The following is a 24,294-nucleotide window of genomic DNA, read 5'->3' on the forward strand; positions in this document are numbered from 1 at the left end:
TTATCAACTAATTTACTTCCTTAATTATCCTAATGCAAACTTACCATAGAAGCGGACATAGCGACCCGAGGTTTTTCGGAAGGTTTTCGGGTTGGAGAAAAACTCGGGACACGCCCTAGTTATCGAACTTTTTGTGAATTAAATTTTATTTCCTAAATTCGTAATAACCAAATACTTAATCTTTTAAAAATATGGGAAAAGGAGATCAAAAATCTAGAAGAGGGAAGATAACTGCAGGAAGTTATGGGAAAAGAAGACCTCGCAAATCATCAAATTCTGTGGCTGTTGCTGAAAAACCAGTAAAAGCGAAAGCGGAACTAAAACCAAAAGTAGCAAAGCCGAAAGTCGAGAAAAAAGTGGAAGCCGACGTTGAAGAAAAACCGAAAGCTAAAAAAACAACAAAAAAGACCGAAGAATAATCTTCGGTCTTTTTTATGATCAGAAATAAAAATTATTTTCCAAAAAGGCTTCCCAATAATCCACCAAGTCCACCTTGTTGAGATTGTTGTTGGTTACCACCAAGTACGCTTCCTAAGATATCGTTAAGTGGATTGCCAGAAGATTGTGATTGTCCGCCGCCAAGTACGCTTCCCAAAATATCGTTAAGTGGATTGGATTGTTGTGCTTGCGCTTGGTTTTGAGCACCACCAAGGATACCACCAAGAAGATCACCTAGACCACCAGCACCAACGTTGTTTTGTTGTTTTTGCTGACCGATGTAACCCATGATAACTGGCGCTAGCATTGCTAAAACTGGACCGATTTTGTCCATAGAAATACCTGTGTCTGCAGAAAGTTGATTTTCAACCGCTACTTTGTTACCTCCGAAAATGTGATCAAGAATCGAGGTGCCTTCAGCTTGTCTTTTAAGCGCTTGGGACGGATCGTTAAGGATACTACCGTCATGGTCTTTATCTAAAGCATTATTAAGTGCTTCTGCTTCGTTAGCATCTTGAGATTTATTTCTAAGGTAAGAAATTACCAATGGCGCAGCAACTGCTAATAATGCGATAATTTGATTTTTGCTGATTCCGAATTTGTTTTCAGCTTGTTCTGCAACTTGGTTGCTAGAGTTTCCAGTTAATAGGTCTAATAGACTCATAGTGTTTTTATGTTTTTAAAATTAGTATGATGAAGTTAGGGAATGTTTGTTAGCAATTAGTATTCCGTTTTATCCGACTTTTCTGTCCATTTTTTAAAAGTTTGTAAAGCTTCATCTCTTAACATCGAATACATTGGGATTTTTCGATCTTCAATGGCTAATGGAATTTCATCATATATTAAAGAATCATCAAAACCGATATTCTTTGCATCTTCTCTCGTATTCGCATAATATATTTTGTCAATTCTAGCCCAATATATAGCGCTGAGACACATTGGACAGGGTTCACACGACGTGTAAATTTCGCAACCGGAAAGATTAAAATCATTAAGATATTTAGCAGCATTTCTAATCGCAACAACTTCTGCATGTGCAGTAGGATCATTATCAACAGTTACTTTGTTGCTGCCTTCGGCTATAATTTTGCCATCTTTTACAACGACTGCGCCAAATGGTCCTCCACCAAGGTCTAGATTTTCAGAAGAGCAAGCTATTGCTCTATGCATAAATTCGGTATTCATAGTTATTTTGTTTTAGTTTTTAAAAATAGGAACGTTGCTACAAGCTTCCCCGAACATCAAAGATTTAACCATTGGTTTTAGTTGTTCAACCAATTCAATGTACGCGTTATTCGGCATATCAACGTCGGAGCAACCTTTAACAAGGACGCGCTTGTCTTTTAGTTCAGAATAATCGTAAGTTTTAATGGCATTGTGCATCAATAGAACATTAAGATCTTCTAAATTCCCAAAAACCACTTTTTTGGTTGTGTCTGTTAATTTCGCAGCAATTAAAAAATAAGCCCACAGCGGAATTATTACATCTTCCGAGCAATAGATGTATACGTAGGCATCACGATAATCTTCAGGATTTATATTTTCTATTTTTTCACGATAATCTTTCTCGCGAAGAATAAGGCCTTCATATAAAAATTCTTTTAGGTCAATTCCTATTTTTTTGCCTTTTGGCATCAGAGACGATAAATCAAAATTTACCAAACTCGTATTTTCTGCAACTTTATTTCTGATTTCGAATTCTTCTGACATGATATTATTTTTATCTTTACAACAAATTTAAGTTAAATATTTGATTTTAAATTTAAGCTTGAAAAATCTAAAATCTAAAATCTAAAATCTAAAATCTCAGTTTGAAATACTACATTATAGCAGGGGAAGCCTCTGGCGATTTGCACGCAAGCAACCTTATGAAAGCCTTGAAAGAAAAAGACCCAAACGCTGATTTCAGATTTTGGGGTGGCGATTTGATGGCGGCACAAGGTGGACAAATGGTCAAACATTATCGCGATCTTGCTTTTATGGGTTTTTTGGAAGTGGTTCAGAATTTGGGAACGATTCTCAAAAATATTAAATTTTGTAAAAAAGATATCGCGAGTTACAAACCAGATGTTTTGGTTTTGGTCGATTATCCAGGTTTTAATCTCCGAATTGCAAAATTTGCAAAATCTTTAGGGATTCGTGTTGTATATTATATTTCGCCTCAACTTTGGGCATGGAAAGAAGGTCGTGTCGAAACCATCAAAAAATATGTGGACGACATGATGGTTATCCTTCCATTTGAAAAGGATTTTTATAAAAAACATCAGGTCGATGCGCATTTTGTCGGTCATCCCTTGTTAGATGCGATTTCGGACCTACAACCAGTTGATGTAGAATTATTTAAGTCCGAAAATAAACTCAACCAACAGCCGATTATTGCGTTACTTCCTGGTAGTCGTGAGCAAGAAGTTGTCAAAATGTTAGAATTGATGTTGTCGGTTCGTGCTTACTTTAAAGATTATCAATTTGTTATAGCGGGTGCACCGAGCTTGCCGAAGTCTTTTTATGAGCAATTTGTAGACGAGGATGTTCATTTTGTATCGAACAAAACTTATGATTTATTGCGTTGTTCGGATGCAGCCTTGGTAACTTCTGGGACTGCGACTTTAGAAACTGCGCTTCTCAATACGCCAGAAGTTGTGTGTTATAGAAGTAGTAAAATTTCTTATGAAATCGCAAAACGTCTTGTTAAGCACATCAAATATATTTCGTTGGTCAATTTGATTATGGATCGAGAAGTTGTCACGGAGTTGATTCAGGATGATCTTAATACGACTAATTTGGTTAAAGAATTGAACAAAATTTTAACAGGAAAAGAACGTGGTATTATACTTTCGGATTATACCGAATTGCGAAAAAAGCTTGGCGGAAAAGGTGCAAGTCAACATGCTGCGGATGTGATACTTAACATAAAATAATTTTTATTTTTTTGATACAAAAATTCATTACTTTTAATTTAAAGAATAATTAAAACGATGAATCATGTCTCGCCAGCCACTTTTTATAACGCTGTTGGCACTTTGTCTTGGGATTTTACTTCAAGATAAAATTGGTTTTGAGATTTGGTTTGGTCTTTTAGTTTTTACAGTTTCTACATTAATAATTCTTATTTCTTTCATTTTTAAAAATGCATTTCTCATTAAATTTCGATGTGTATTTTTACTTTTAAGTTTCTTTGGCTTCGGTTGTTTAATTCATTATTTCAATGTTTTTGATTATCAAAAATTAAGTTTAAACGGAAAACATGAAACGCTTTTTCAAATTGAGAAAAAACTTAATTCCAACGAAAAGTATAGCAAGTATCAAGTAAAGATTTTCAAAATTGATAATCGAAATTCGTCGATTTCTATCATTTTACAAATTCCCAATAATGCTTCAGAGTTAGATTTTAAACACGTTTATAAATCCAATCTTTATTATTCTGAATTAAGATCGCCGCGATACGATTTTCAGTTTGATTATCCAAAATATCTTGAACGTCAAAAAGTTTCCGGCTTGGCTTTCGCTAACGAAAATATTCTACAAGCTTCAAAAAAGCGAGTTTCTTTTGCTGACGAAATCAAACAAAAACGTTTGAGCGTTTTGCAAAGAATAAATAGCTCGCAACTCAATTCCCGTCACGAAGAATTTTTGAAAGGAATCATCCTTGCCGACAGAACAGGGATGGACGAAGTTACGGTTTCGGATTTTAATAAGTCGGGATTGGTGCATCTTTTAGCGATTTCTGGATCACACATGTTGATTATATTTTGGTTAATTCTTTTGATTTCTAAAACTATTTTTCCGGTTAAATGGCGAAAAGTTGCGATTTGCATTGCTTTAGTCGCGATTTGGTGCTTTGCAATTTTTATTGATTACGGAAGTTCTGTTGTTAGATCATGTCTGATGATTAGTTTTTATTATATGACAAAACTTTTGAATCGTCCTGCTAACCTCGTTCATTCGATGGCGCTGTCGGCTTTTGTTATTTTGATTTGGGATTCTCAACAGATTTTCGATGTCGGTTTTCAGTTGAGTTATGTTGCTGTTTTTGGGATTTATTGGCTAAATCAACCAATTATAAAATGTTTTCCAGAACGAAATAATGTTATTTATAAGTTTTTCTTAGCGATTTTTAGTTTGTCACTTTCGGCACAATTAGCGACTTTGCCATTGGTTTTATATTACTTTCATCAATACTCCTTGGTATCAATTATCGCGAACTTGTGCATTATTCCGTTTTCAGAAATTATTATCATTTTCTCTTTATTGATGGTAGTTTTGTTTGCTTTTAATATTGAATTTAGTTGGCTAGATTTTATTTATGATTGGTTTGTAAACTATTTACTAAAAGCGATACATTGGTTCGCCGATTTTGATGTTTTATTTTTTAAAAATATTGGATTTAACCTTGTAGAAGTTGCTGCAGTTTTTATGATTCTATATTATTTGCGTTTTGTTTTAGTCAAACGAAATTTGAAATACTTTATCAATTTCGGTTTTAGTGTTTTGTTATTTTTAGGAATTAGATTTGGTTTTAACTTTTATCATTTTCAAAAAGATGAAATTTTAGAAATAGCTTCTTTTAAACGTAAAACTGTTTTAATAAAAGAAAAGTCGCAGGTTTTTGTAATAACAAAAGATGATGCTGACATCTCAAAAATTGAAAAATTTATTATCGATCCTTATTTGGCTTCATCACGAGCGACAAAATATCAATTAATAAAAGTGCCAAAAAACAATGTTGGAATCACATACCGCGGAAAATTTTACAAATTGAATGATTAAGCAAGTTAATTATTTAGAAAGATTATAAACTACTTAATTCTGACATATCTCACGATGCCTACTCTTAACATTTTTTTAACTTTGTGCGTATTCAAAAAATAAAATTAGATTATGGCAGGATTTTCATCTTCGATAGGAAGAAAATATGCAATGGCACTATCGGCGTTTTTTTTGCTGGTTTTCTTGGTGATGCACCTTTTCACGAATATGCTATCTGTATTTAGTGTAAATGGTTTTAATCAGGCATCTTATTTTATGGGTTATAATCCATTCATTCAATATTTGATGCAGCCTATTTTGATTTTTGCGGTGTTTTTCCATTTTATTATGGGATTCATTTTAGAAGCAAAAAACAACAAGGCGAGACCTGTAAAGTATGACGTTAACGGCGCTGCTGCTAACTCTTCTTGGATGTCTAGAAATATGATTATTTCTGGATTGGTTATTTTAGCTTTCTTAGGGCTACACATGTACGATTTTTGGTTCCATGAGATCAATCACAAGTACATTCAAGGGAATATTGATGACATTGGAACAGAGAGATTCTGGATCGAATTGCATGAGAAATTCGCTGACCCAATTAAAGTTGTTATTTATGTAGTAGCTTTCATTTTGTTAGGTTTACACTTGGCTCATGGTTTCCAATCGGCATTCCAATCAGTGGGTGCAAGACATCCAAAGTATACGCCATTTATTAAAGCATTCGGAACTTGGTATGCTATACTAATTCCAGCAGGATTTATCCTAATTGCCATTTATCATTTTGTAACTCAATAATATCGTAAATAGAATGAGTAATTTAGATTCTAAAATTCCAGCAGGTCCTCTTAAGGACAAGTGGAGTAATCATAAAGCCCATATGAACCTTGTTGCGCCTAACAACCGTGATAAAATTGATATTATTGTTGTTGGTACAGGATTAGCAGGTGGTTCTGCTGCAGCTACTTTAGCTGAACAAGGTTATAACGTAAAAGCATTTTGTTATCAGGATTCTCCAAGAAGAGCGCACTCTATCGCTGCTCAAGGAGGTATTAACGCTGCTAAAAATTATCAAGGTGACGGTGACTCTATCTATAGATTGTTTTACGATACTATTAAAGGAGGTGACTACCGCGCAAGAGAGGCAAACGTGTATCGTTTAGCTGAGGTTTCAGGAAATATTATCGACCAATGTGTATCACAAGGTGTTCCTTTTGGACGTGATTATGGAGGTCAGTTAGATAACCGTTCTTTCGGTGGGGTTCAGGTTAAAAGAACTTTCTACGCAAAAGGACAAACTGGTCAACAGTTATTATTAGGTGCATATTCTGCAATGAGCCGCCAAATAGGTAAAGGTAGAATTAAAATGTACAACCGTCACGAGATGCTAGATCTTGTAATTGTTGATGGTAAAGCAAGAGGAATTATCGCAAGAAACCTCGTAACTGGTGAAATCGAAAGACATTCTGCACACGCAGTTGTTATCGCTTCTGGAGGTTACGGTAACGTATATTTCTTATCGACAAACGCGATGGGATCTAACGTTTCTGCAGCTTGGAAGATTCACAAAAAAGGGGCATATTTTGCAAACCCTTGCTATGTACAAATTCACCCAACTTGTATTCCAGTTCATGGGACGCAACAATCAAAATTAACTTTGATGTCAGAATCTCTTAGAAACTCAGGAAGAATCTGGGTTCCTAAAAACATTGAAGATTCAGTTGCCATCAGAGAAGGTAAGAAAAAAGCAAAAGATATCCCTGAAGCGGACAGAGATTATTACTTAGAGAGAAGATATCCTGCGTTTGGTAACTTGGTTCCGAGAGACGTAGCTTCTAGAGCTGGTAAAGAAAGATGTGACGCTGGTTACGGTATCGAAAATAACGACACTAATGAAGGTGTATTCTTAGATTTCTCTACAGAAATCATGAAAAAAGGTAGAGAAGCTGCTATCGAAAAACACATTCATAATCCTTCAGAACAACAAATCTACGATCTTGGTAAAGCCTGGATTGAGGAAAAATATGGTAACCTTTTCGTAATGTACGAGAAAATTACTGCAGACAATCCTTATGAAACGCCAATGAAGATATATCCAGCTGTTCACTACACAATGGGTGGTGTTTGGGTTGACTATAACTTACAATCTACAATCCCTGGATGTTTCGTAATCGGTGAAGCTAACTTCTCAGATCACGGTGCTAACAGACTTGGAGCTTCTGCTTTGATGCAAGGTTTGGCGGACGGATATTTCGTATTGCCTTATACAATCGCAGATTATCTTTCGGCAGACATCAGAACTGGAGCGATTCCTACAGATTCAGCTGCTTTTGAAGCAACAGAAAAAGACGTTAAAGATAGAATCGATTATTTATTGAACAATAAAGGAACGCATTCCGTTGATCATTTCCACAAAAAATTAGGAAACATTATGTGGAATAAAGTTGGTATGGGAAGAACTCCAGAAGGTCTTAGAGAAGCGATTAAAGAAATCGAAGAAGTAAGAAACGAGTTCTGGAAGAATGTAAAAGTGCCTGGTTCTAACGACGAGATGAACCCAGAATTGGAAAAAGCACTTCGTGTTGCTGATTTCCTAGAGCTTGGTCAATTGATGGCTATCGATGCGCTTAACAGAAATGAATCTTGTGGAGGACACTTCCGTGAAGACCATTCTACACCGGATGGAGAAGCAGAACGTGATGACGTTAACTATAAGTATGTTGCTGCTTGGCAATATAACGGTCCGAACATTAACGACGAAATCATGCACAAAGAAGATCTTGTGTACGAAAATATCGAAGTTAAAACAAGAAGTTACAAATAATCTCCAACCAATAAATATAAAATTATGAGTGCAAAAAAAGGCTTAAATCTTACGCTGAAAATTTGGAGACAAAAAAATAATAAATCCAAAGGTCAATTTGAGACCTACAAAATATCTGACGTTTCTACAGATTCTTCTTTCTTGGAAATGTTAGACATTCTGAACGAGAATTTAATTAACGAAGGTAAAGAACCAATTGCTTTTGACCACGACTGTCGCGAAGGGATTTGCGGTATGTGTTCACTTTACATCAACGGTCGTGCGCACGGTCCAGATACAGGTATCACAACTTGTCAGTTACACATGCGTCACTTCAAAGATGGAGAAACTATCGTTATCGAACCTTGGAGAAGTGCGGCTTTCCCAGTAATCAAAGATTTGGTTGTGGACAGAAGTGCTTTCGATAGAGTAATGGCAGCAGGTGGTTTCATATCTGTTAATACTTCTGGTAGAACAACAGATGCTAACAATATTTTGGTTCCTAAAGAAGATTCAGACAGAGCAATGGATGCTGCTGCTTGTATCGGATGTGGAGCTTGTGTAGCAACTTGTAAAAACGGTTCTGCAATGCTTTTCGTTGGAGCAAAAGTTTCTCAATACGCTTTATTACCGCAAGGTCAAGTAGAAGCTAAGAGAAGAGTTCTAAACATGGTTACGGCTATGGACGAAGAAGGATTCGGAAACTGTTCTAACACTGGAGCTTGTGAAGTAGAATGTCCAAAAGGAATTTCTCTAGAAAACATCGCAAGAATGAACAGAGAATATATGTCTGCTTTTGTTGATAAAGGATAAGACAATTCTTACATATACAAAAACGCCTTTCAAATTTTTGAAAGGCGTTTTTTATTTTAAAATTAAATCTTAAAGATCAAATACATTCGGTCTTTTAACAACGATACAATCCTTTATCCAAAGTGTAAAAGCTAGTCCTAAATAGAATAAAAAGAAAATACCAGCAGTTGCAAAAGTGGAGTAGATGAAGAACACACGCAACTTAGAAACGGGTATTCCCAATTTGCTTCCCATTCTGGTCAAAACCCCAAACCATTCTCTCTCAAAGCGGTGACGTATATTGTCAATCATGTTTTAAAATCTTAAATCCGACACCGCAATTTAAGCATTTTTTTTCGATGCAGTTGTCGCGATAGTGTTGCAGAAAAGCTTGCGATTCCAAAGCCGAATTTATTGGAATTTGCAAGTCTTTCCAATGGTCGATAATTTGATTTTTTTCGTGTTTTAGATTTTTATAAAAGTCGATAATTTGATCATTAATATCTTCATCTTCGGTAAAGTAATATTTAATAGGCAAAAAAACATTGAGGATTATTAAATCTATAAAATCTTTGGAAAGCACTGTCGAATGTTCTTTTGTTTGTTTTGAAATTTGATAATGTGTTTCCCAATATTCTGAGCTTTTTACTTTTTCTAAAATTGAATAAAAATCTTCTATACTTTTCGAGGATATTATTTTCGAAAATATATGTACTTCTTGATGTATTAAAACCGATAATTGCGACAAACGAATTGTGGGAAAATTGGGTGGTCGCATTTTTGAAAATTTTGGATTAAACTTCAAGCCGCTTAACTTAAATTTTGAAACCAAAAAATGATATTCTCGTTGCCAAATTTTTGTTTGTTCATCAATGTTTTCTGTAATATTTAAAAGTCCAGAAGTTCCTAAAAGCAAAGCTTCCAAACTTGTTTGATTCGCTCTTGTTTTGTTTAAAATATTAAAACCTAAATAGGAAATCATTTCGCTAAACAATTCAGAATTTACTTTTAAACCAAAACCATAAGCTAGTTGTTCCAACAAGACTTGCTCTTTGTTGTTTTGAGTGTTTTTTAGTCGTTCAAAAAAGAATTGTCGCTTTCTTTCAAGCTTTTCTAGAAGTTTTTGCTCAGCGAAAAATAAAGGAATATCATTTGGTTTTATAAGTTTTTCACAAGCGATAAAATCAAACGGATTGTCATTTAGATTAATGAGTTTATTTAAAACCGATTCCGAAACATAATTTTTCAGTTCTAGACAAGGTATATTTTTTTGCTCTAAACTTTCGATATCGCAATCATCAAAATAGACGACATGAAGAATTAAAGAATCATAATGATTGCTCTTTTCATGCTGATGAAGATACCAATCCGAGCTTTTGATATGAATTTCGATGTTGCCTACAAAAGTGGTATTTTGATATTTAATCTTCGCCAAAGAAAAATCTGGTCCTTGGTCATAATTCCATTTTCCAAAATCTAAAACTTCGATGGGAAAACCTTTTGTACATCGAAATTCTAAATTTGAAAACAGCTTTTTGCTCCAAATATATTGCAAAATGTGTTCGTTCATCATGGTATTTTAGCTTTGTGTTTCATAAAGTTACATATTATTTTTATGAATTTCTTTTTAATTAAGTTTTAAAAAAGTAAAATGATACCTAAAGTTCCATAGATTGTTAAATATGAAGTTTAAAAATTGAAAAAATTACGCTAATTTCGCAGTCATATAAAAACCGATAACACAAACAGATGAGAGAAATTGCAAGCATTTTTAAAACTTTTTTTGCGTATTTAATTCGCCCCCAACTTTATCCAGAGCTTTTCAGAAAAATTTATAAAAACATTTTTCAGCGACAAGCGGCTTTCAAAGGCAAAGATAGCGCAGAAGAGTGGTGCCGTTCTTTGGCGATAAGTCAAGATGATGCGATTAAAAATGTACTTAATTTTAAAGATTATCAATCGCTTAATAGTCTTTATCCTGAAATCATGAAGCAGGCTTCTGAAACCGAAAAAAGCTGTCCGATCAAAATGGGAGGTGCTGGTGCATTGGATTTAATTTATTATTTAAACGAATATACTTCAGCAAAAAATTCAATAGAAACTGGCGTTGCTTATGGTTGGTCTTCATTAGCTGCGTTGTTGTCATTACATAAAAGAAATGGCACATTGTACAGCTCTGATATACCTTATTTAGCGCAAAATGGTGATAAATATGTTGGTTGCGTTGTTGCTGATCATCTTCGTCCAAATTGGAAACTTTTCCGTTTTGCAGATAAAGAGTCACTTCCAAAGATTTTTGCAGAGCAAAATGAATTTGATTTTATGCACTATGACAGTGACAAGTCTTATAATGGTAGAATGTGGGCATATCCTATTCTGTGGGAGAAACTGAGAAAAGGCGGTATCCTAATGAGTGATGACGTGTCGGATAATGCTGCGTTTATGGATTATTGTGTAAAGAAAAATCTAAAGCCGCATATTGTTGGATTCGATGATAAATATGCAGCTTTTGTGATTAAATAATTACTTTTTAAGAAGCTTATTATAAAGCGCAATATACTGCGGAATTATATTTTTGATATCAAATAGTTCCGCATTTTCTTTGGCATTAAGTTTCATTTCTGCTAAAAGTTTTTCATCAGAAAGCAACTCGATCGCATATTTTGTCATGGTCTCAACGTCGCCAATATTTGCTACAAACCCAGTCTTTCCGTTAATGTTAACTTCTGGTATTCCGCCAGCGTTACTACTGATGACAGGTACGCCAGCCGCCATAGCTTCCAAGGCTGCAAGTCCAAAACTTTCTTGTTCTGAAGGTAACAAAAAGACATCAGCCAATATCAGAATTCTTTGTAAATCGTCAACTTTTCCAAGAAGTCTAATTTTGGTAATCAATTCTGGATTGTCACTCAAAAAGTTGTTGATGACTTCCATATCAGGACCTTCACCAATAATGACCAATTTAGAATTAATACTTTTTTCAACATTTTTAAATATTTCTAAAACGTCCTGAATTCTTTTTACTGGACGCAAATTAGAAACGTGTATTAAAATTTTTTCACCTTTATTTGCGAACTGATCACGACAACAAATGTTTTCTACATCAAAAAGTTTGTTGTCAATAAAGTTATTAATCACTTGGATTTCCTTTTTAATATGGAAATTTTTAAGCGTATCTTGTTTTAAACTTTCCGATACTGATGTAATCGCATCTGATTGATTTATTGAAAATTCAACAGCTTTATTATAACTAGGATGTTGCCCAACCAAAGTAATATCTGTCCCGTGAAGTGTCGTAATTAGCGGAATATCTTTGTTATCTTCCTTCAACATTTGTTTAGCGTAAAAAGCAGAATATGCAAACGGAATCGCATAATGCGCATGCAAAATATCCAAATCATAAAGCTTCACAACCTGATAGATTGTCGATGATAACGCAATATCATAGGGCGGAAATTTGAAAAGAGGATAATTTTCTACTTGTACTTTATGGAAGAAAATGTTGGCGCGAGTCATATCCAATCTTGCTGGCAAATTCGAACTTATAAAATGTACTTCGTGACCTTGGTTGGCGAGGATCATTCCCAGTTCGGTTGCGACAATACCACTTCCACCATAAGTCGGGTAGCATAAAATTCCTATTTTCATTGTATTATTTTGTGGTGACAATTTATCAAAATTATTAAAGCGATGTTATTGTTTTCTACAATTTCGCTCATTGATAAATTCCGTTTTTCAAGTTGATTTTATTTAGTTTCTAAAGTCGTTCCTGCACCAAATTGCCATATGTCATTAACTAAAACAGGAAGTCTACCAGAAATTTTTGTTTTGCCAGTTAATCCATTAACACTAGCTTTTTGCGAATCGTCGTTGTTTTCGTATGATACCAAAACTGTCGAAATATTCGTGGTGTCCAAATCTCGTAAGGCATATGGACTTCCAAAAATGTCAAGAATTACTTGATTGGTTTTTGCCGCTTTTACAATCGTTTGCTTCGATGTTTCGGAAATTTTGTAAGGCTTGTAAGCTGTGCTATTATCCTTATGAATTCCTATGATTAACTTCGAGTTTTTTGGAAGTTTATTTAATTGAGAAGTCGTGATAACTTCAATATTAAGATTATTTTTTAAACTATTTGCGAAAGTGTTGTAAGGCGCTTCTTCTAATGGAAGATAATATATTTTATCGTTTGATTTTAATGGAAGAAGTTGTTTGTCGTCTTTTAAAAGTGTTAAAGCATTTTCATAAAGACCTTGTACCAATTGTTGGTGCGAAGCGTTATTGATGTCGGCAATAATGTTTTTTGGATTTTTATTTTCGTATTTATTTAAACCCAAATAATATTTAGTTAAAAGTATTTTTTTAACACTTTCTTCCAAACGATCTTTTGAAATTTCTCCTTTTGAAACTCCTTCAGCAATGAGACGTTTTCCTTCTTTAACACCTTGCGAGAATAACATAATATCGTTGCCAGCTTTAAAGGCTAAAGCGTCCAGTTGTCCAGGTTGATAACGGTTGGCGACAGCGCCCATATTAAGAGCGTCTGTAATTATCAAACCTTTGTAACCAAGTTTATTTTTAAGTAGATCTGTGATAATACTTTTTGAAATTGACGCTGGAATATTGGCTTCTTTTTCTAATTCAGGAACATAAAGATGCGCGACCATAATGCCGCCAATTCCTTCTTTTATTAAATTTTTGTAAGGCGCTAATTCTATTTGATCAAGTCTATCGATTTTATGATCAACAAGTGGTAAATCGTAATGAGAATCTGCACTTGTATCGCCATGTCCAGGGAAATGCTTTATCGCAGCAAGTATGTTATTGTCTTGTAAACCATGAGAATACGAACTTGCTTTTTTAATAACGTTATTAACATCCGAACCAAAAGAGCGATTCCCAATAATCGGGTTACTTGGGTTGGTGTTAACATCGACTACTGGCGCGAAATCCCAATTAATTCCCATTCGTTTGCAGTCAGCGGCGATTTTGGCTGCCATGTCATAGACTAGCTTTTCGTCTTGAATAGCTCCCAATGTTATTGCCCAAGGGAATTTGTAAGCTTTCGCAATTCTTTGGAAAAGTCCCCATTCAGCATCAATACCGATCATCATTGGTACTTTGGATCTTGATTGAAATTCGTTAACCAAATTTATTTCCATCGCAGCATCATCTTGCATTAAGATAAGTCCGCCGATTTGTTCTTTGGTTACTAAATTTCTAATTTCTTGGATGTGATCAATGCCTCTGTTAGTGTACAAAGCCACAATAAAAAGTTGTCCCAGCTTTTGGTCTTCAGAAAGTTGATTGTAGGTTTTGTCGACCCATTCTTTCGCCTTCTTTGTATCATCTTCGCTAATATTTTTGGGAACATATTGCGCTTTATTAAAAATTGAACCAAAAATTGTGACTGCTAGAATTAACCTTTTCATTTTTTCCTTATCTAAAAATTAAGTGAGTATAAAGATATACCTTCATTTTTTATTAAAAAAGATTTGTGGTACATATTTTGCGACCAATTTTTTAACGAATAAATTTTGAAACTATGAAAAAGTATTTGACTATATCAGCATTATTTCTTTTTGCTTTTGGGACAGTAGTTAGCTGTACAACAGATAGAGAGGTAATCCAAGAAGTTCCAACGCCTGTTGATTATCCACAAGTATATGATGTTAAGGGTGTTAATTTTACAGCTAATAACAATTATTCTTATAATAAAGGTTTTACAAAACCTATGCTAGATCAAGATTATGTTGTTGTCTATCATCAAAGTGGAACACTAACTAATGGGAAACCAATTTGGGAACCAGTACCAACAACGATTTATCTGCAAAATGGGGACGAAGTTGATTATAACTACGATTTTTCAGTTAATGATTTTACTTTGTATTTAGGTGGAACAAATGCATCATTTACTTTGCCTGAGTTTGCTTCAAATCAAACATTCAGAGTGGTGCTTGTTCCTGCTGAGTTTGGTAAAGGTACAACCAATAAATTATCAAAAATGAGTTATGACGAAGTTATCCAGCGTTACAAAATTGATGATTCTAAAGTAGTTGATTTAAAATAAATTAAAACTTAATAAACAGAAAAGCGAGAAATTAACTTCTCGCTTTTTTATTTATAAATCTTTGTCGTTAAGAAGATGACCGAAGAATTCTTTTTTTGTTTTAAGATAAGAAGAACTGTTTTCATTCGCCTTGATCTGTAATGGGATACGTGAGTTTAGTTTGATATTACTTTCCTCAACATATTTTAATTTTTCTGGATTGTTGGTCATTAAGTTGACCTCTTTAATTCCTAAAATATTTAAAATTTCTATCGCAACATCAAACTTTCTTCCATCTGCTGGAAGTCCTAGTTTTAGATTGGCTTCGACGGTGTCAAAACCCTTTTCTTGCAATGCGTAAGCTTTAAGCTTGTTGATGATGCCAATATTTCTACCTTCTTGTCTCAGGTATACAACAACGCCACCATTTTTTTCAATATAAGAAAGTGCAGCATCTAGCTGAGGTCCACATTCACATTTTAAAGAGTGGAAAACTTCACCCGTTATACATTCTGAATGGAATCTTATATTAACCGCTTTAGAAAAATCTGTATTGTTAGCAATAATCGCCATATGAGGCATCCAATCGTCGTCGCGATCAGAAAAAGCTACGATTCTGAAGTTGCCCAATTCTGTCGGTACATGTGCTTCAGCTTGAATTTTGAGCATGTGTTAAAGAAAGTTTATTAGTTGGAGCTAATTGTAGTTTGCGATTCGCTTTTTTCAACAGCCTCCAAAAGACTAACATTAGTTTTAATTTTAACTAGATATCGGTTAAGGACTTGATCGTCATCGCTTTTAAGATACTTTCTAAGTTTTTGGATGCTTTTGTAATTGTCTTCGAAAGATTTTAAGGATTTCTTTTTTTCTTTAGCATTAGACGTTTGGATAGCGTAAAGATAATTTGTCAAATTTTGCTTTAACTCTCTTACTTGATTATTAACCGCAACATTTTTAAACTTCGGAAAAGTCGACACCAAATTAGATATTGTAGAACTATAAGTAATTCTTTCCGGAGAAACATTTCTTTCGGTAGCCAAAGGTAAATCTGACGAAAAAGTATTTTCTGCATAGAAGCCTGTCTCTGTCGAGCATGAGCTAAGTCCTAAAGAAAATATGAGTAATAAAAATCCAACCCCGCGAATCATTTTTTTTGTACTTTTTGATATAAGATTGGGTTAAGAGATTCGTCATTATACATTTTCATCTGCTTATACGTTTTCATCTTAACATCACCGTTTTCAATATCAATTAGCAATTGGTCTATCGCAGTCATGAGGTCTTTTTTCTGTTCTAAAAGTACATTTAACTTAGCAGAACATTTGGCAACATGCTCAGCGGAAGCGTCATCTCGGATAACTTCTTGATTCATGTGGTATATTTTTAATGCTAAAATCGATAACCTGTCAATAGCCCAAGCTAATGTTTCAGAATTAATTTTTGCATCATTTTTCGGAGTAATATTTTTGAACTTCTCCAGGAACCAATCATCAATGTTTTCTACTAAATCTGTTCTTTTTTGATTAGAGGAATCGATACGACGTTTTAGTTGTAGAGCGTCAACCGGATTGATATTTTCATCACGGATAATATCCTCCAAATGCCATTGTACGGTGTCAATCCAATTCTTTGTATACAAAAAATGTTCCAAGCTTGAAGTTTGGAACGGATTGTTTTCTAAAGTATCGACGTGGTCTAATTGATGATAGTCCTTAATCGACTGATTAAAGATATCCCAAGCCTTTTCTACAAAATTCATTTGCTAGTTGTTAGTCGCAGAATTATTGTTATCAGGCTTTTTGTCTTCCTCTTTTACAGCATCTTTGAATTCTTTAATTCCTGAGCCTAAACCTTTCATCAATTCAGGGATTTTTTTACCTCCGAATAATAGTAAAAGAACTAGAGCAACGATTAAGATGTGTTGCCAAGAAATAGCTAATATGGCTAATGAATGATACATTTTTTACGTTTTTTGATTTGACAAAGTTACATTATTTTTTAATATGATACCCAACCCATCGGATCGACTGGACTTGTCCCATTCCAAATTTGGAAATCTAATGTGTAAGAACCATCTAGACTTGTTGTAATCTCTCCAATTTGTGTTCCCGCAGAAACAGTTTGGTTAGATTTTACATACACGTTAGAAAGATTAGAATATACAGTAAAATAATTGCCGTGTTTTACCATAACAGTTTTGGTTCCGCCGTCAACAATAACAGTTGATACCACACCTGGGAATACGCAGCGTGCTTTTGTACCAGCACTTACAGCGATTTTAATACCATTGTTTTCTTCCCAAATATTTTTAAATACAGGGTGCTGTTGGCGTCCAAAACGATGTGTGATATTTCCTCTCTCTACTGGGAAACCAATTCTTCCTTTACTCTCAGCAAAGTTGCTACCAGCTGTTACGCTACCAACGCCAAACGCCTTCATTGTTTTGGTTTCGACAGCCTGTTTTTCCTCGTCTTTTTTCTTGTCAAGGGCAGCTTCTGCCGCTTTCGCAGCAGCTAGACGATCTTCCGCCGCTTTGGCTCTAGCTTTTGCTTCGTTAGCTTCTTTTTCTGCAATTATTCTTCGAGCTTCCGCTTTGGCGTCAGACTCTGCTTTGGCAGCTTCGTCAGCTCGTTTTTTCTCATCCGCAGCTTTTTTAACAGCCAACTCTCTTGCTTTACGAGTTTCCTCTTCTAGGGCTTTACGTTCTCTCTCTAGAGCTTCGGCTTTAGCTTTATTTTCTGCGTCAATTCTGGCTTTTTCTTTAGCCGCAGCAATCATTGCTTGACGTTTACGTTCTTCTTCTGCCTTTTTCTCAGCTTCCGCTTTGGCTTTGGCTACACGAATTTCTTCATTAATGATAGCTCGAATTTGACCTTCTAAAGATTTTTGTTGCGTTTGTTTTTGTTTTAACTCGGCGGTTAATTTTGTTTCGTTTTGTTTAAATTCAGCAAGAAGCGCCTCCTTTTGACCTCTTTCAATTTCGATAGTTGCTAGTTCTTTCTTTTGGTTAAGGAGAAGATTGTCCTTTTCACCAACAGCTTTTTGTTTTTTAGCAATGTTTTTTTGAATTTCGTTTGCTTTGTCGTTGATTTCCGCAGCTTTACGTTGTTGATATTCCGAATATTGTTTTAAATACTGGATACGACGCAAAGCTTCTCCCATGCTTTTTGATGAAAGGATAAAGATTACTTTATTCTGTACGCCTTTGTTTTTGTATGCTTTTACCAAAATTGCAGCGTAATCTTCGCGCAATTTTCCGAGTTCGCGTTTGTTTTTGTTGATTTCAAGCTGAGATCTATAGATGTCATCTTCTATAAAGCGCTTTTCTTTTTGAGTGTTGTTGTAAGATTTTTCTCTAAGAGAAATTTTTTGATTAACAGCATTAAGGTATGCTAACGACAATTTTGATTCGTTTTTAGTCTTAGCTAAATCTGCGTTAATGTTTGCGATTTGCTTCTTAATTTCAGCGTTTTGCTTCTGTAGCTGTTCTTTTGTATTTTGGCCGAAAATGCTTCCGAAAAATAAAATGCTTAGTAAAAAACTAATCTTCTTTATCATTTAATCGCGGTCTTTTTATAATTATTTGGCACCGAATATGGCGTTGCCATTTTGGAAAAATCAAATTTCGTGTTTTCGATTAATATTTGGTCTGTTTTCTTAGCTTTTATAATTATTTTAACGTTTTTTGGGAACGAATTTCCTTCAAAATTTTCCCAATTGTTATAATAAACTTCAAGTTGATCTTGATTGCTTAAATTATTAAGCGTAACTTTTGTTAAATTAAATTCACTAGAATAATCACTTTTTACTGTGTATTCCGTTTTCTTACCGTCGACATTTATTTTAATATTATTTTTAGACGATAAAGTATAACCTTGAGCGTTTTGAGTTAATTCAAAATCTTTTTCGTTAATTGGAATAAAAGTTTTTCCTAAGATTAAATTTTGCAAGGCTTGATAATCAATAAAATTGACTTTTAAAAGATTATTTAAATAAGAAAAATCTGAATCGATATAAGTTTTGTTGTAGGATTCATAACCCTTTACACCTTCAGGCGTCGCAATACCTCGAGCAACATTAATAAATAAAGCCGTCAAATTCATCCATGTTTTTTGACCATTTTCAATATAAATAGTTGCATTAAGTGTCGGAATAAAACTTCCGTTTTCAACATTAATTTTGCTATTGATTTTTACTTGTTCAAAAGTTGCCTTTTCGGTTACTTTATTAAAAAATGCCGAATTAGATTTGATAGGTTCTGTAGTGCTTATCGGTGTAGAATTGCTTTCTGTAACAGTTTTTTGAGTGTGACAAGAGGTTAGCGCAATCGCTGAAAATATGATGATTCCTAAATTTTTCATTTTCTAAATTTTAGATAGGCTTTGCAAAATTAACGCCAACAGGCTATAAAATATTTTGAGATCTAACTTCTAAAAATAATTAGACGCTAGATCTCAAAAAGTTATATGATTATTTTTTTAATCTTTCGAAAGGAAATCCAATACCGAATAATCGCCCAAAGAAATTTCTCTTGCTACACCATAATATTGCGCAGAGTTGCCAATCATAGAGTTAGAAAGGTTGCCATGATCGATAACCGTTTTTTCTTGGATTAATGAATTGTCAATGTTTGAGTTGATAACTTTTGTCCCGTTTCCTAGAGAAACATTAGGTCCAATTTTGGAATTACTAATCTCCACATTTTCACCAATAAAACAAGGAGGAATAATTAGAGAACTTTCGATTTTTGCAGAACTTGGGAATTGCCCCATCGACTCTTTCTCGTATCGAAGAATCTTGCCATTGGTCTCGACAGTTGCATTTTTGTTACCACAATCCATCCAATCATCAACTTTTCCTAAAGAGAACTTAGCGCCTTTTTGACGAAGGTTTTCTAAAGCTGTCGTTAATTGATATTCGCCACCTTCTTTAATACCATTATCCATGATATAGTTGATTTCAGACATTAATTTTTCTGCACTATTAAAGTAATAAATACCGATAATTGCTAAGTCTGAAACAAATTGTTGTGGCTTCTCAACGAAGTCGGTAATAAAGCCATATTCATCTAATTTTACAACGCCAAAAGCTGATGGATCCTCAACTTTTTTAACCCAAATAACACCGTCAGAATTGGTGTCTAATTGGAAGTCTGCACGGAAAAGTGTATCTGCAAAAGCTACGACAACATTACCTTGCATAGAATTTTCAGCACATTTAATAGCATGAGCAGTTCCTAGAGGTTCATCTTGTGTATAGATACTTCCCTTTGCACCTAGGTTTTCAGCAATTTTAACCAAAGAAGCTTCAACTTCTGGCCCAAAATCCCCAATAATAAATGCAATTTCGTCAATTTTTTCACCTGCTACTTTTGCGATGTCTTCAACTAATCTTTGTACGATTGGTTTTCCTGCAATTGGGATAAGAGGTTTAGGAACAGTTAATGTGTGTGGACGAAGTCTAGAACCCCGTCCAGCCATTGGAACAATAATTTTCATTATAAAAGAGTGTTTTGTTTTAGTTAGTAATTTTTATATGTTTTTGACAATTCGCCAAATGTAAAAATATAAGTTTTGTAAAGCAAGTTTACAGCTTTAATATTTAGTAATGCATTGTATTTTAGAATAATTAAATTTTCTTACGACGAAGTTTTGAAAGAAACATATCTTTTTCGCTATAAAGAACAATCGCTAAAAAGACAATGAATAGGCTGTTACTTAGCCAAATATTATAATCCAAATATTTAACAATAACAAAGCTGAATACGCACAAAAGTAATAGTACAAAACTCATTTTCTTCATTCGGTAAGGGATTGGATAATACTTTTGCCCAAGAAGATAAGATGTAATCATCATGACAACGTATGCTCCAAAAGTTGCCCATGCTGATCCAATCATACTGTGATAATACATTAGCGCTAGATAATTTAACCCAATGTTTATCCCTGCGCCGAGCCACGAGATAATTGTACCAACGCCTGTTCTGTCTGTGACTTTGTACCAAGTCGAAAAATTATAGTAAATCCCGAAACAAAGGTTAGCAATAACGATTATCGGAATGATGTCAATCGCAATCCAATAAGATTTGTTTGGGATAAACATTATTTTTAACCAAGAAATATTTGCGATAATTCCGAGTGCGACAATTGATGCAAAGAATGCAAAATATTCCGCAACTTTTGCGTATGTTTTGGTGGCATCGCCTTTGTCCATTTGTTTAAAGAAAAAAGGCTCGATTCCCATTCGATAAGCTGTTACAAATAGTGTCATCAAAACAGCCAATTTATAACAACCACCATAAGCACCAGCTTCGACCTCGGAGATGTGGTTTCGTTGTATGGTTTTGTCAAAATTTTCATTGACCATAAAGGCAAGACCAGCTAACATTAATGGGAAAGAATATTTAATCATTCTTCTAAAAATCGGAACAACAAATTGGAATCTAACTTTTAAAATAATAGGTAAAAGTAGAATGAAACCTAAAACACTTCCAACTAGATTACTAAAGAAAGGGAAGTCTACATTGTGATTTAGTCCCAAATTTTTTGAAAAACTTTCTGGAATCCAAAAGAAAAGTGCCGCTGTAAAGACCGCTTGAAATACGGACTGAATTACACGAACCACCGAGTATTTTATCGGCATGTTATTAAACCTAAGCCATGCAAAAGGGATAACTAAAAGTGTGTCAAAAAAAGCGATTAATGCAAACCATCGGATGTATTCTGGGTTATTGCTGTAGCCCCAATAATCTGCTATTGGTTGATTAAAAATATAACACAGAATTAAAAATATAGTTGAGGTTCCAAACAAAAACCAAAACGACGTATTGAACGTTTTTTTCTCTTGACCTTCTTCGGCTGAAAATCTAAAATAAGCGGTTTCAAATCCAAAAGATAAAACAATGTTTACGAAAGAAATGATGGCATAAAGCTGCGTAAACATCGCAAAACCTTCATTCGGAATTTTGTAAATCAAAAGCGGATTTAGGATAAACAAAATAATCCTCGGTGCAATAGCGCCGATGCCGTAGATTAATGTTTGCGTTAAAAGTTTCTTATACAAAACTGAAAATTTTTTGCAAATGTAAGTTATTATTGAATTTCCGAAACTTTATTTTTTGGTTTCGACGACATGTAAAAAATTAATTTCTCGCCTTTTACAATTTCGGCATGTTTTAAAATAAAGTCTTTGATTTCTTTTCCGTTGAGTAAAACTTTTTCTAGATAAACATTCTTTGGACGTTGATTAATTGCTTCGATTTCAAAAAATTTTCCATTTTCTAAATTTAAAATCGCATGATCAACCGCAGGACTTCCAATCGAATAATCTTCGGAAACTGGCGCCACTGGATAAAAACCAAGCGAGCTCAAAATATACCAAGCACTCATTTGTGCCGTGTCATCATTTCCGCCCAAGCCATCAGGTGTTGCTTTGTATTGCATTTCCAAAATATGACGAACTTGTTGCTGTGTTTTGCAAGCTTGATCGGCAAAATTGTAAAGATAAGCAACATGATGTGCAGGTTCGTTTCCATGAACGTAACCGCCGATAATTCCTTCTCTTGTGATGTCTTCAGTATCTGCAAAGAATTTGTCGGGCAAATGCATGCTGAAAAGTTCATTCAGTTTTTCGCCAAATTTCTTTTTGCCACCCATCGCTTCTATTAAACCTTTTGGATTTTGCGGAAAGAAGAAACTCTAGTTCCAAGAATTTCCTTCGATAAAGCCTTGTCCATGTGTTTCCAAAGCATCAAAATCTTTTTTAAAAATTCCGTTTGCTAATTTTGGACGCATAAAACCTGCACTTTTATCATAAACATTTCTCCAGTTTTCAGAGCGTTTGATGAATTGATTATAAATTTCCGTTTCGCCCAAATGTTTCGCTAATTACACAATTGCCCAATCGTCATAGGCATATTCCAAAGTGTTAGAAACCGAAGTTCCATTTTTCTCTGTTGAGATAAAACCTTTGTCGATATACTCGCAAATGCCTTCTTAGTCACGGTTGTCTGCTGTTGCAACGCAAGCCAACAAAGCCGCTTTTGCATCACCTGAATAATTATCTTTGATCATCGCGTCCGAAACAACGCTAACGCTGTGATAACCGCTCATACACCAGTTTTCGTTGGCATAGTGCGACCAAATTGGGAACATTTTTAACGAAAATTGATCGTGATGTGCCATCATCGATTTGACCATATCATTATTTCGTTTTGGCTGAACAATATTGAAATAAGGATGCAAAGCATGGTACGTATCCCAAAGTGAAAAAGTAGTATAGTTTGTGAATCCATCGGCTTTGTGAACGTTTTGCTCAAGTCCTTTGTACTCGCCATTGACATCCATATAAGTCGTTGGATTGATAAAAGTGTGGTACATCGCCGTGAAGAAATTCGTTTTCTCAGTGTCAGAGCATTTTATCACAATTCGATTAAGTTCTTTATTCCAATCTTGTTGGGCTTTTTCTTTTATTTGGTTAAAGGAAAGATTGCCAACCTCTTGTTTTAAATTGTTCGAAGCATTGGCTTGGCTAACTGGCGAAATTGCCAATTGTACTTCGATAGCTTCATTTTCTTGAGTGTCAAAATCAAAATACATTTTCAGATTTTTGCCAGCGATTTCGGGGAAGTTTTTAGTTGGGTCAAATTTTCTCCAAAATACGCCATAAACTTGTTTTCCGTCAAAATTCTTTTGACCGTAAGATTTAAAAGGTTTTGAAAATTTCATGACAAAATAAACGGTTCGTGTACGCGGCCAACCGTTGGTTTGAAGATAACCGGTGATGGTATTTCCGTTTTCGACACGAACATAGGTCCAAACATTTTTGCCATCATAATTGTAGATTCCAGCCATCAAATCTAAGATGATATGCGCTTGATCCGATTTTGGGAAAGTATAACGCTGCACGCCAACACGCGTTGTAGCCGTCATTTCTGCCAAAATATTATAGTCATCCAATTTTACTTTGTAATATCCCGCTTCGGCAACTTCGGTATTGTGCAAAAAGCGACTTCTGTAACCTGACTCAGGTTTGTCCGCCGTTCCTGGATTTAATTGAAGTTTGCCAACAGTTGGCATCACTAAAAAATCGCCCAAATCCGAATGACCTGTTCCACTAAAATGCGTCGAGCTAAAACCTGTTATCGTTTTGTCCTCGTAGCGATAACCTGCACAATATTTGTAAACTTCGCCATTGTATTTGCCGTTTAGCTCATAAGAAATCGAATCGGTTTCAGGACTTAGTTGCACAGCTCCAAAAGGCGTTGTTGCGCCAGGATAGGTGTGTCCCATTTTTTCGGTGCCAATTAATGGATTGACAAATTTGACAAGGTTTTCCATTTTTTGAGCGTTGGTTAAACCTGTAATAGCGATTCCCAGTGCTAAGGATATTTTTTTGATTAACATTAATTAGTTTTAAAGAAGCAATTTAGCTAAATAAATCTTTTTAAATATTCTAAATTTGTAGT

The 24,294-nt window shown here is 34.6% G+C and carries 23 protein-coding genes and 1 pseudogene; 8 read left to right on the forward strand and 16 right to left on the reverse strand.

Annotation, left to right across the window (positions count from 1 at the left end):
* Positions 1 to 191: 191 nt before the first annotated feature.
* On the forward strand, positions 192 to 419 hold the full coding sequence (locus tag RT037_RS13835) for a 30S ribosomal protein THX (RefSeq protein WP_409456502.1): 228 nt from the start codon (positions 192 to 194) through the stop codon (positions 417 to 419).
* Positions 420 to 451: 32 nt separating this feature from the next.
* Here the strand turns inward: RT037_RS13835 and RT037_RS05545 are convergent, their stop codons facing one another.
* Genes RT037_RS05545 through RT037_RS05555 form a run of 3 tightly spaced genes read right to left on the reverse strand, consistent with a single transcriptional unit; the run spans position 452 to position 2,148 of the window.
* Positions 452 to 1,102 carry a DUF937 domain-containing protein gene (locus tag RT037_RS05545; RefSeq protein WP_312322235.1) on the reverse strand — a complete coding sequence of 217 codons (651 nt, stop codon included), beginning with the start codon at positions 1,100 to 1,102 and terminating at the stop codon, positions 452 to 454.
* Positions 1,103 to 1,158: 56 nt separating this feature from the next.
* Positions 1,159 to 1,623, reverse strand: a complete 465-nt coding sequence (locus RT037_RS05550) for a nucleoside deaminase (protein WP_313028701.1) — start codon at positions 1,621 to 1,623, stop codon at positions 1,159 to 1,161.
* 12 nt (positions 1,624 to 1,635) lie between these two features.
* Positions 1,636 to 2,148 carry a DUF2480 family protein gene (locus tag RT037_RS05555; RefSeq protein WP_312322238.1) on the reverse strand — a complete coding sequence of 171 codons (513 nt, stop codon included), beginning with the start codon at positions 2,146 to 2,148 and terminating at the stop codon, positions 1,636 to 1,638.
* 101 nt (positions 2,149 to 2,249) lie between these two features.
* Here RT037_RS05555 and lpxB point away from each other — a divergent pair, with 101 nt between their 5' ends.
* From lpxB to RT037_RS05580, 5 genes are all read left to right on the forward strand, one after another.
* Positions 2,250 to 3,356 carry a lipid-A-disaccharide synthase gene (gene lpxB / locus RT037_RS05560; RefSeq protein ID WP_313028703.1) on the forward strand — a complete coding sequence of 369 codons (1,107 nt, stop codon included), beginning with the start codon at positions 2,250 to 2,252 and terminating at the stop codon, positions 3,354 to 3,356.
* A 64-nt stretch (positions 3,357 to 3,420) separates the two neighbouring features.
* Positions 3,421 to 5,205 (forward strand): ComEC/Rec2 family competence protein, encoded by a 1,785-nt coding sequence (locus tag RT037_RS05565; protein WP_313028704.1) that lies wholly within the window; start codon positions 3,421 to 3,423, stop codon positions 5,203 to 5,205.
* A gap of 111 nt (positions 5,206 to 5,316) precedes the next feature.
* Entirely contained in the window at positions 5,317 to 5,982 is a 666-nt protein-coding gene (locus RT037_RS05570) for a succinate dehydrogenase cytochrome b subunit (RefSeq protein ID WP_313028706.1), read from the forward strand.
* 13 nt (positions 5,983 to 5,995) lie between these two features.
* Complete coding sequence (locus tag RT037_RS05575; RefSeq protein ID WP_313028707.1) at positions 5,996 to 8,008, forward strand: fumarate reductase/succinate dehydrogenase flavoprotein subunit; 2,013 nt, start codon at positions 5,996 to 5,998, stop codon at positions 8,006 to 8,008.
* A 24-nt stretch (positions 8,009 to 8,032) separates the two neighbouring features.
* A complete protein-coding gene (locus RT037_RS05580) occupies positions 8,033 to 8,800 on the forward strand; it encodes a succinate dehydrogenase/fumarate reductase iron-sulfur subunit (protein ID WP_312322244.1) in 768 nt (255 codons plus the stop codon).
* A gap of 69 nt (positions 8,801 to 8,869) precedes the next feature.
* On the opposite strand, the gene RT037_RS05585 is transcribed toward RT037_RS05580, so the two are convergent.
* Both RT037_RS05585 and RT037_RS05590 read right to left on the reverse strand, forming a co-directional pair.
* Positions 8,870 to 9,091 carry a PspC family transcriptional regulator gene (locus tag RT037_RS05585; protein ID WP_079668154.1) on the reverse strand — a complete coding sequence of 74 codons (222 nt, stop codon included), beginning with the start codon at positions 9,089 to 9,091 and terminating at the stop codon, positions 8,870 to 8,872.
* Positions 9,084 to 10,352, reverse strand: a complete 1,269-nt coding sequence (locus RT037_RS05590) for a DUF2851 family protein (RefSeq protein WP_313028710.1) — start codon at positions 10,350 to 10,352, stop codon at positions 9,084 to 9,086. The genes RT037_RS05585 and RT037_RS05590 overlap by 8 nt, the downstream gene beginning before the upstream one ends.
* A gap of 176 nt (positions 10,353 to 10,528) precedes the next feature.
* Between RT037_RS05590 and RT037_RS05595 the strand changes: the two genes are divergently transcribed.
* Positions 10,529 to 11,302: a class I SAM-dependent methyltransferase gene (locus tag RT037_RS05595; protein ID WP_312322245.1), complete on the forward strand. Its 774-nt coding sequence runs from the start codon at positions 10,529 to 10,531 to the stop codon at positions 11,300 to 11,302.
* Here the strand turns inward: RT037_RS05595 and bshA are convergent, their stop codons facing one another.
* Positions 11,303 to 12,427 carry an N-acetyl-alpha-D-glucosaminyl L-malate synthase BshA gene (gene bshA / locus RT037_RS05600; protein WP_313028711.1) on the reverse strand — a complete coding sequence of 375 codons (1,125 nt, stop codon included), beginning with the start codon at positions 12,425 to 12,427 and terminating at the stop codon, positions 11,303 to 11,305. It abuts the gene before it with no gap.
* Between the two features lie 98 nt (positions 12,428 to 12,525).
* Positions 12,526 to 14,211 (reverse strand): glycoside hydrolase family 3 protein, encoded by a 1,686-nt coding sequence (locus RT037_RS05605; RefSeq protein WP_313028712.1) that lies wholly within the window; start codon positions 14,209 to 14,211, stop codon positions 12,526 to 12,528.
* A gap of 113 nt (positions 14,212 to 14,324) precedes the next feature.
* Here RT037_RS05605 and RT037_RS05610 point away from each other — a divergent pair, with 113 nt between their 5' ends.
* Positions 14,325 to 14,849, forward strand: a complete 525-nt coding sequence (locus RT037_RS05610; protein WP_312324376.1) for a hypothetical protein — start codon at positions 14,325 to 14,327, stop codon at positions 14,847 to 14,849.
* 51 nt (positions 14,850 to 14,900) lie between these two features.
* Here the strand turns inward: RT037_RS05610 and ribA are convergent, their stop codons facing one another.
* The 9 genes and pseudogenes from ribA to RT037_RS05655 all read right to left on the reverse strand — a co-directional run bounded on the left by ribA (position 14,901) and on the right by RT037_RS05655 (position 24,232).
* A complete protein-coding gene (gene ribA / locus RT037_RS05615) occupies positions 14,901 to 15,497 on the reverse strand; it encodes a GTP cyclohydrolase II (RefSeq protein ID WP_312324375.1) in 597 nt (198 codons plus the stop codon).
* 17 nt (positions 15,498 to 15,514) lie between these two features.
* Entirely contained in the window at positions 15,515 to 15,976 is a 462-nt protein-coding gene (locus RT037_RS05620; RefSeq protein WP_313028715.1) for a hypothetical protein, read from the reverse strand.
* Positions 15,973 to 16,587, reverse strand: coding sequence for a DUF4254 domain-containing protein (locus RT037_RS05625; protein WP_313028716.1), 615 nt, complete (start codon positions 16,585 to 16,587; stop codon positions 15,973 to 15,975). The genes RT037_RS05620 and RT037_RS05625 overlap by 4 nt, the downstream gene beginning before the upstream one ends.
* Before the next feature lie 3 nt (positions 16,588 to 16,590).
* The gene (locus RT037_RS05630; RefSeq protein ID WP_312322497.1) at positions 16,591 to 16,788 is read right to left on the reverse strand and encodes a twin-arginine translocase TatA/TatE family subunit; all 198 of its coding nucleotides are present in this window, start codon (positions 16,786 to 16,788) and stop codon (positions 16,591 to 16,593) included.
* A 38-nt stretch (positions 16,789 to 16,826) separates the two neighbouring features.
* A complete protein-coding gene (locus RT037_RS05635) occupies positions 16,827 to 18,386 on the reverse strand; it encodes a murein hydrolase activator EnvC family protein (RefSeq protein ID WP_312322496.1) in 1,560 nt (519 codons plus the stop codon).
* Complete coding sequence (locus RT037_RS05640) at positions 18,383 to 19,189, reverse strand: DUF4292 domain-containing protein (protein WP_312322494.1); 807 nt, start codon at positions 19,187 to 19,189, stop codon at positions 18,383 to 18,385. Before RT037_RS05640 ends, RT037_RS05635 begins: the two co-directional genes overlap by 4 nt.
* Positions 19,190 to 19,306: 117 nt before the next feature.
* On the reverse strand, positions 19,307 to 20,326 hold the full coding sequence (locus RT037_RS05645; RefSeq protein ID WP_313028719.1) for a sugar phosphate nucleotidyltransferase: 1,020 nt from the start codon (positions 20,324 to 20,326) through the stop codon (positions 19,307 to 19,309).
* Positions 20,327 to 20,456: 130 nt separating this feature from the next.
* Positions 20,457 to 21,890, reverse strand: coding sequence for an oligosaccharide flippase family protein (locus RT037_RS05650; protein WP_312322492.1), 1,434 nt, complete (start codon positions 21,888 to 21,890; stop codon positions 20,457 to 20,459).
* Between the two features lie 29 nt (positions 21,891 to 21,919).
* Positions 21,920 to 24,232 (reverse strand): annotated as a pseudogene (locus RT037_RS05655) (GH92 family glycosyl hydrolase).
* Positions 24,233 to 24,294: the final 62 nt, after the last annotated feature.

Source organism: Soonwooa sp. (assembly GCF_032062245.1).
In the GTDB taxonomy this organism is placed as follows: Bacteria; Bacteroidota; Bacteroidia; order Flavobacteriales; family Weeksellaceae; genus Soonwooa.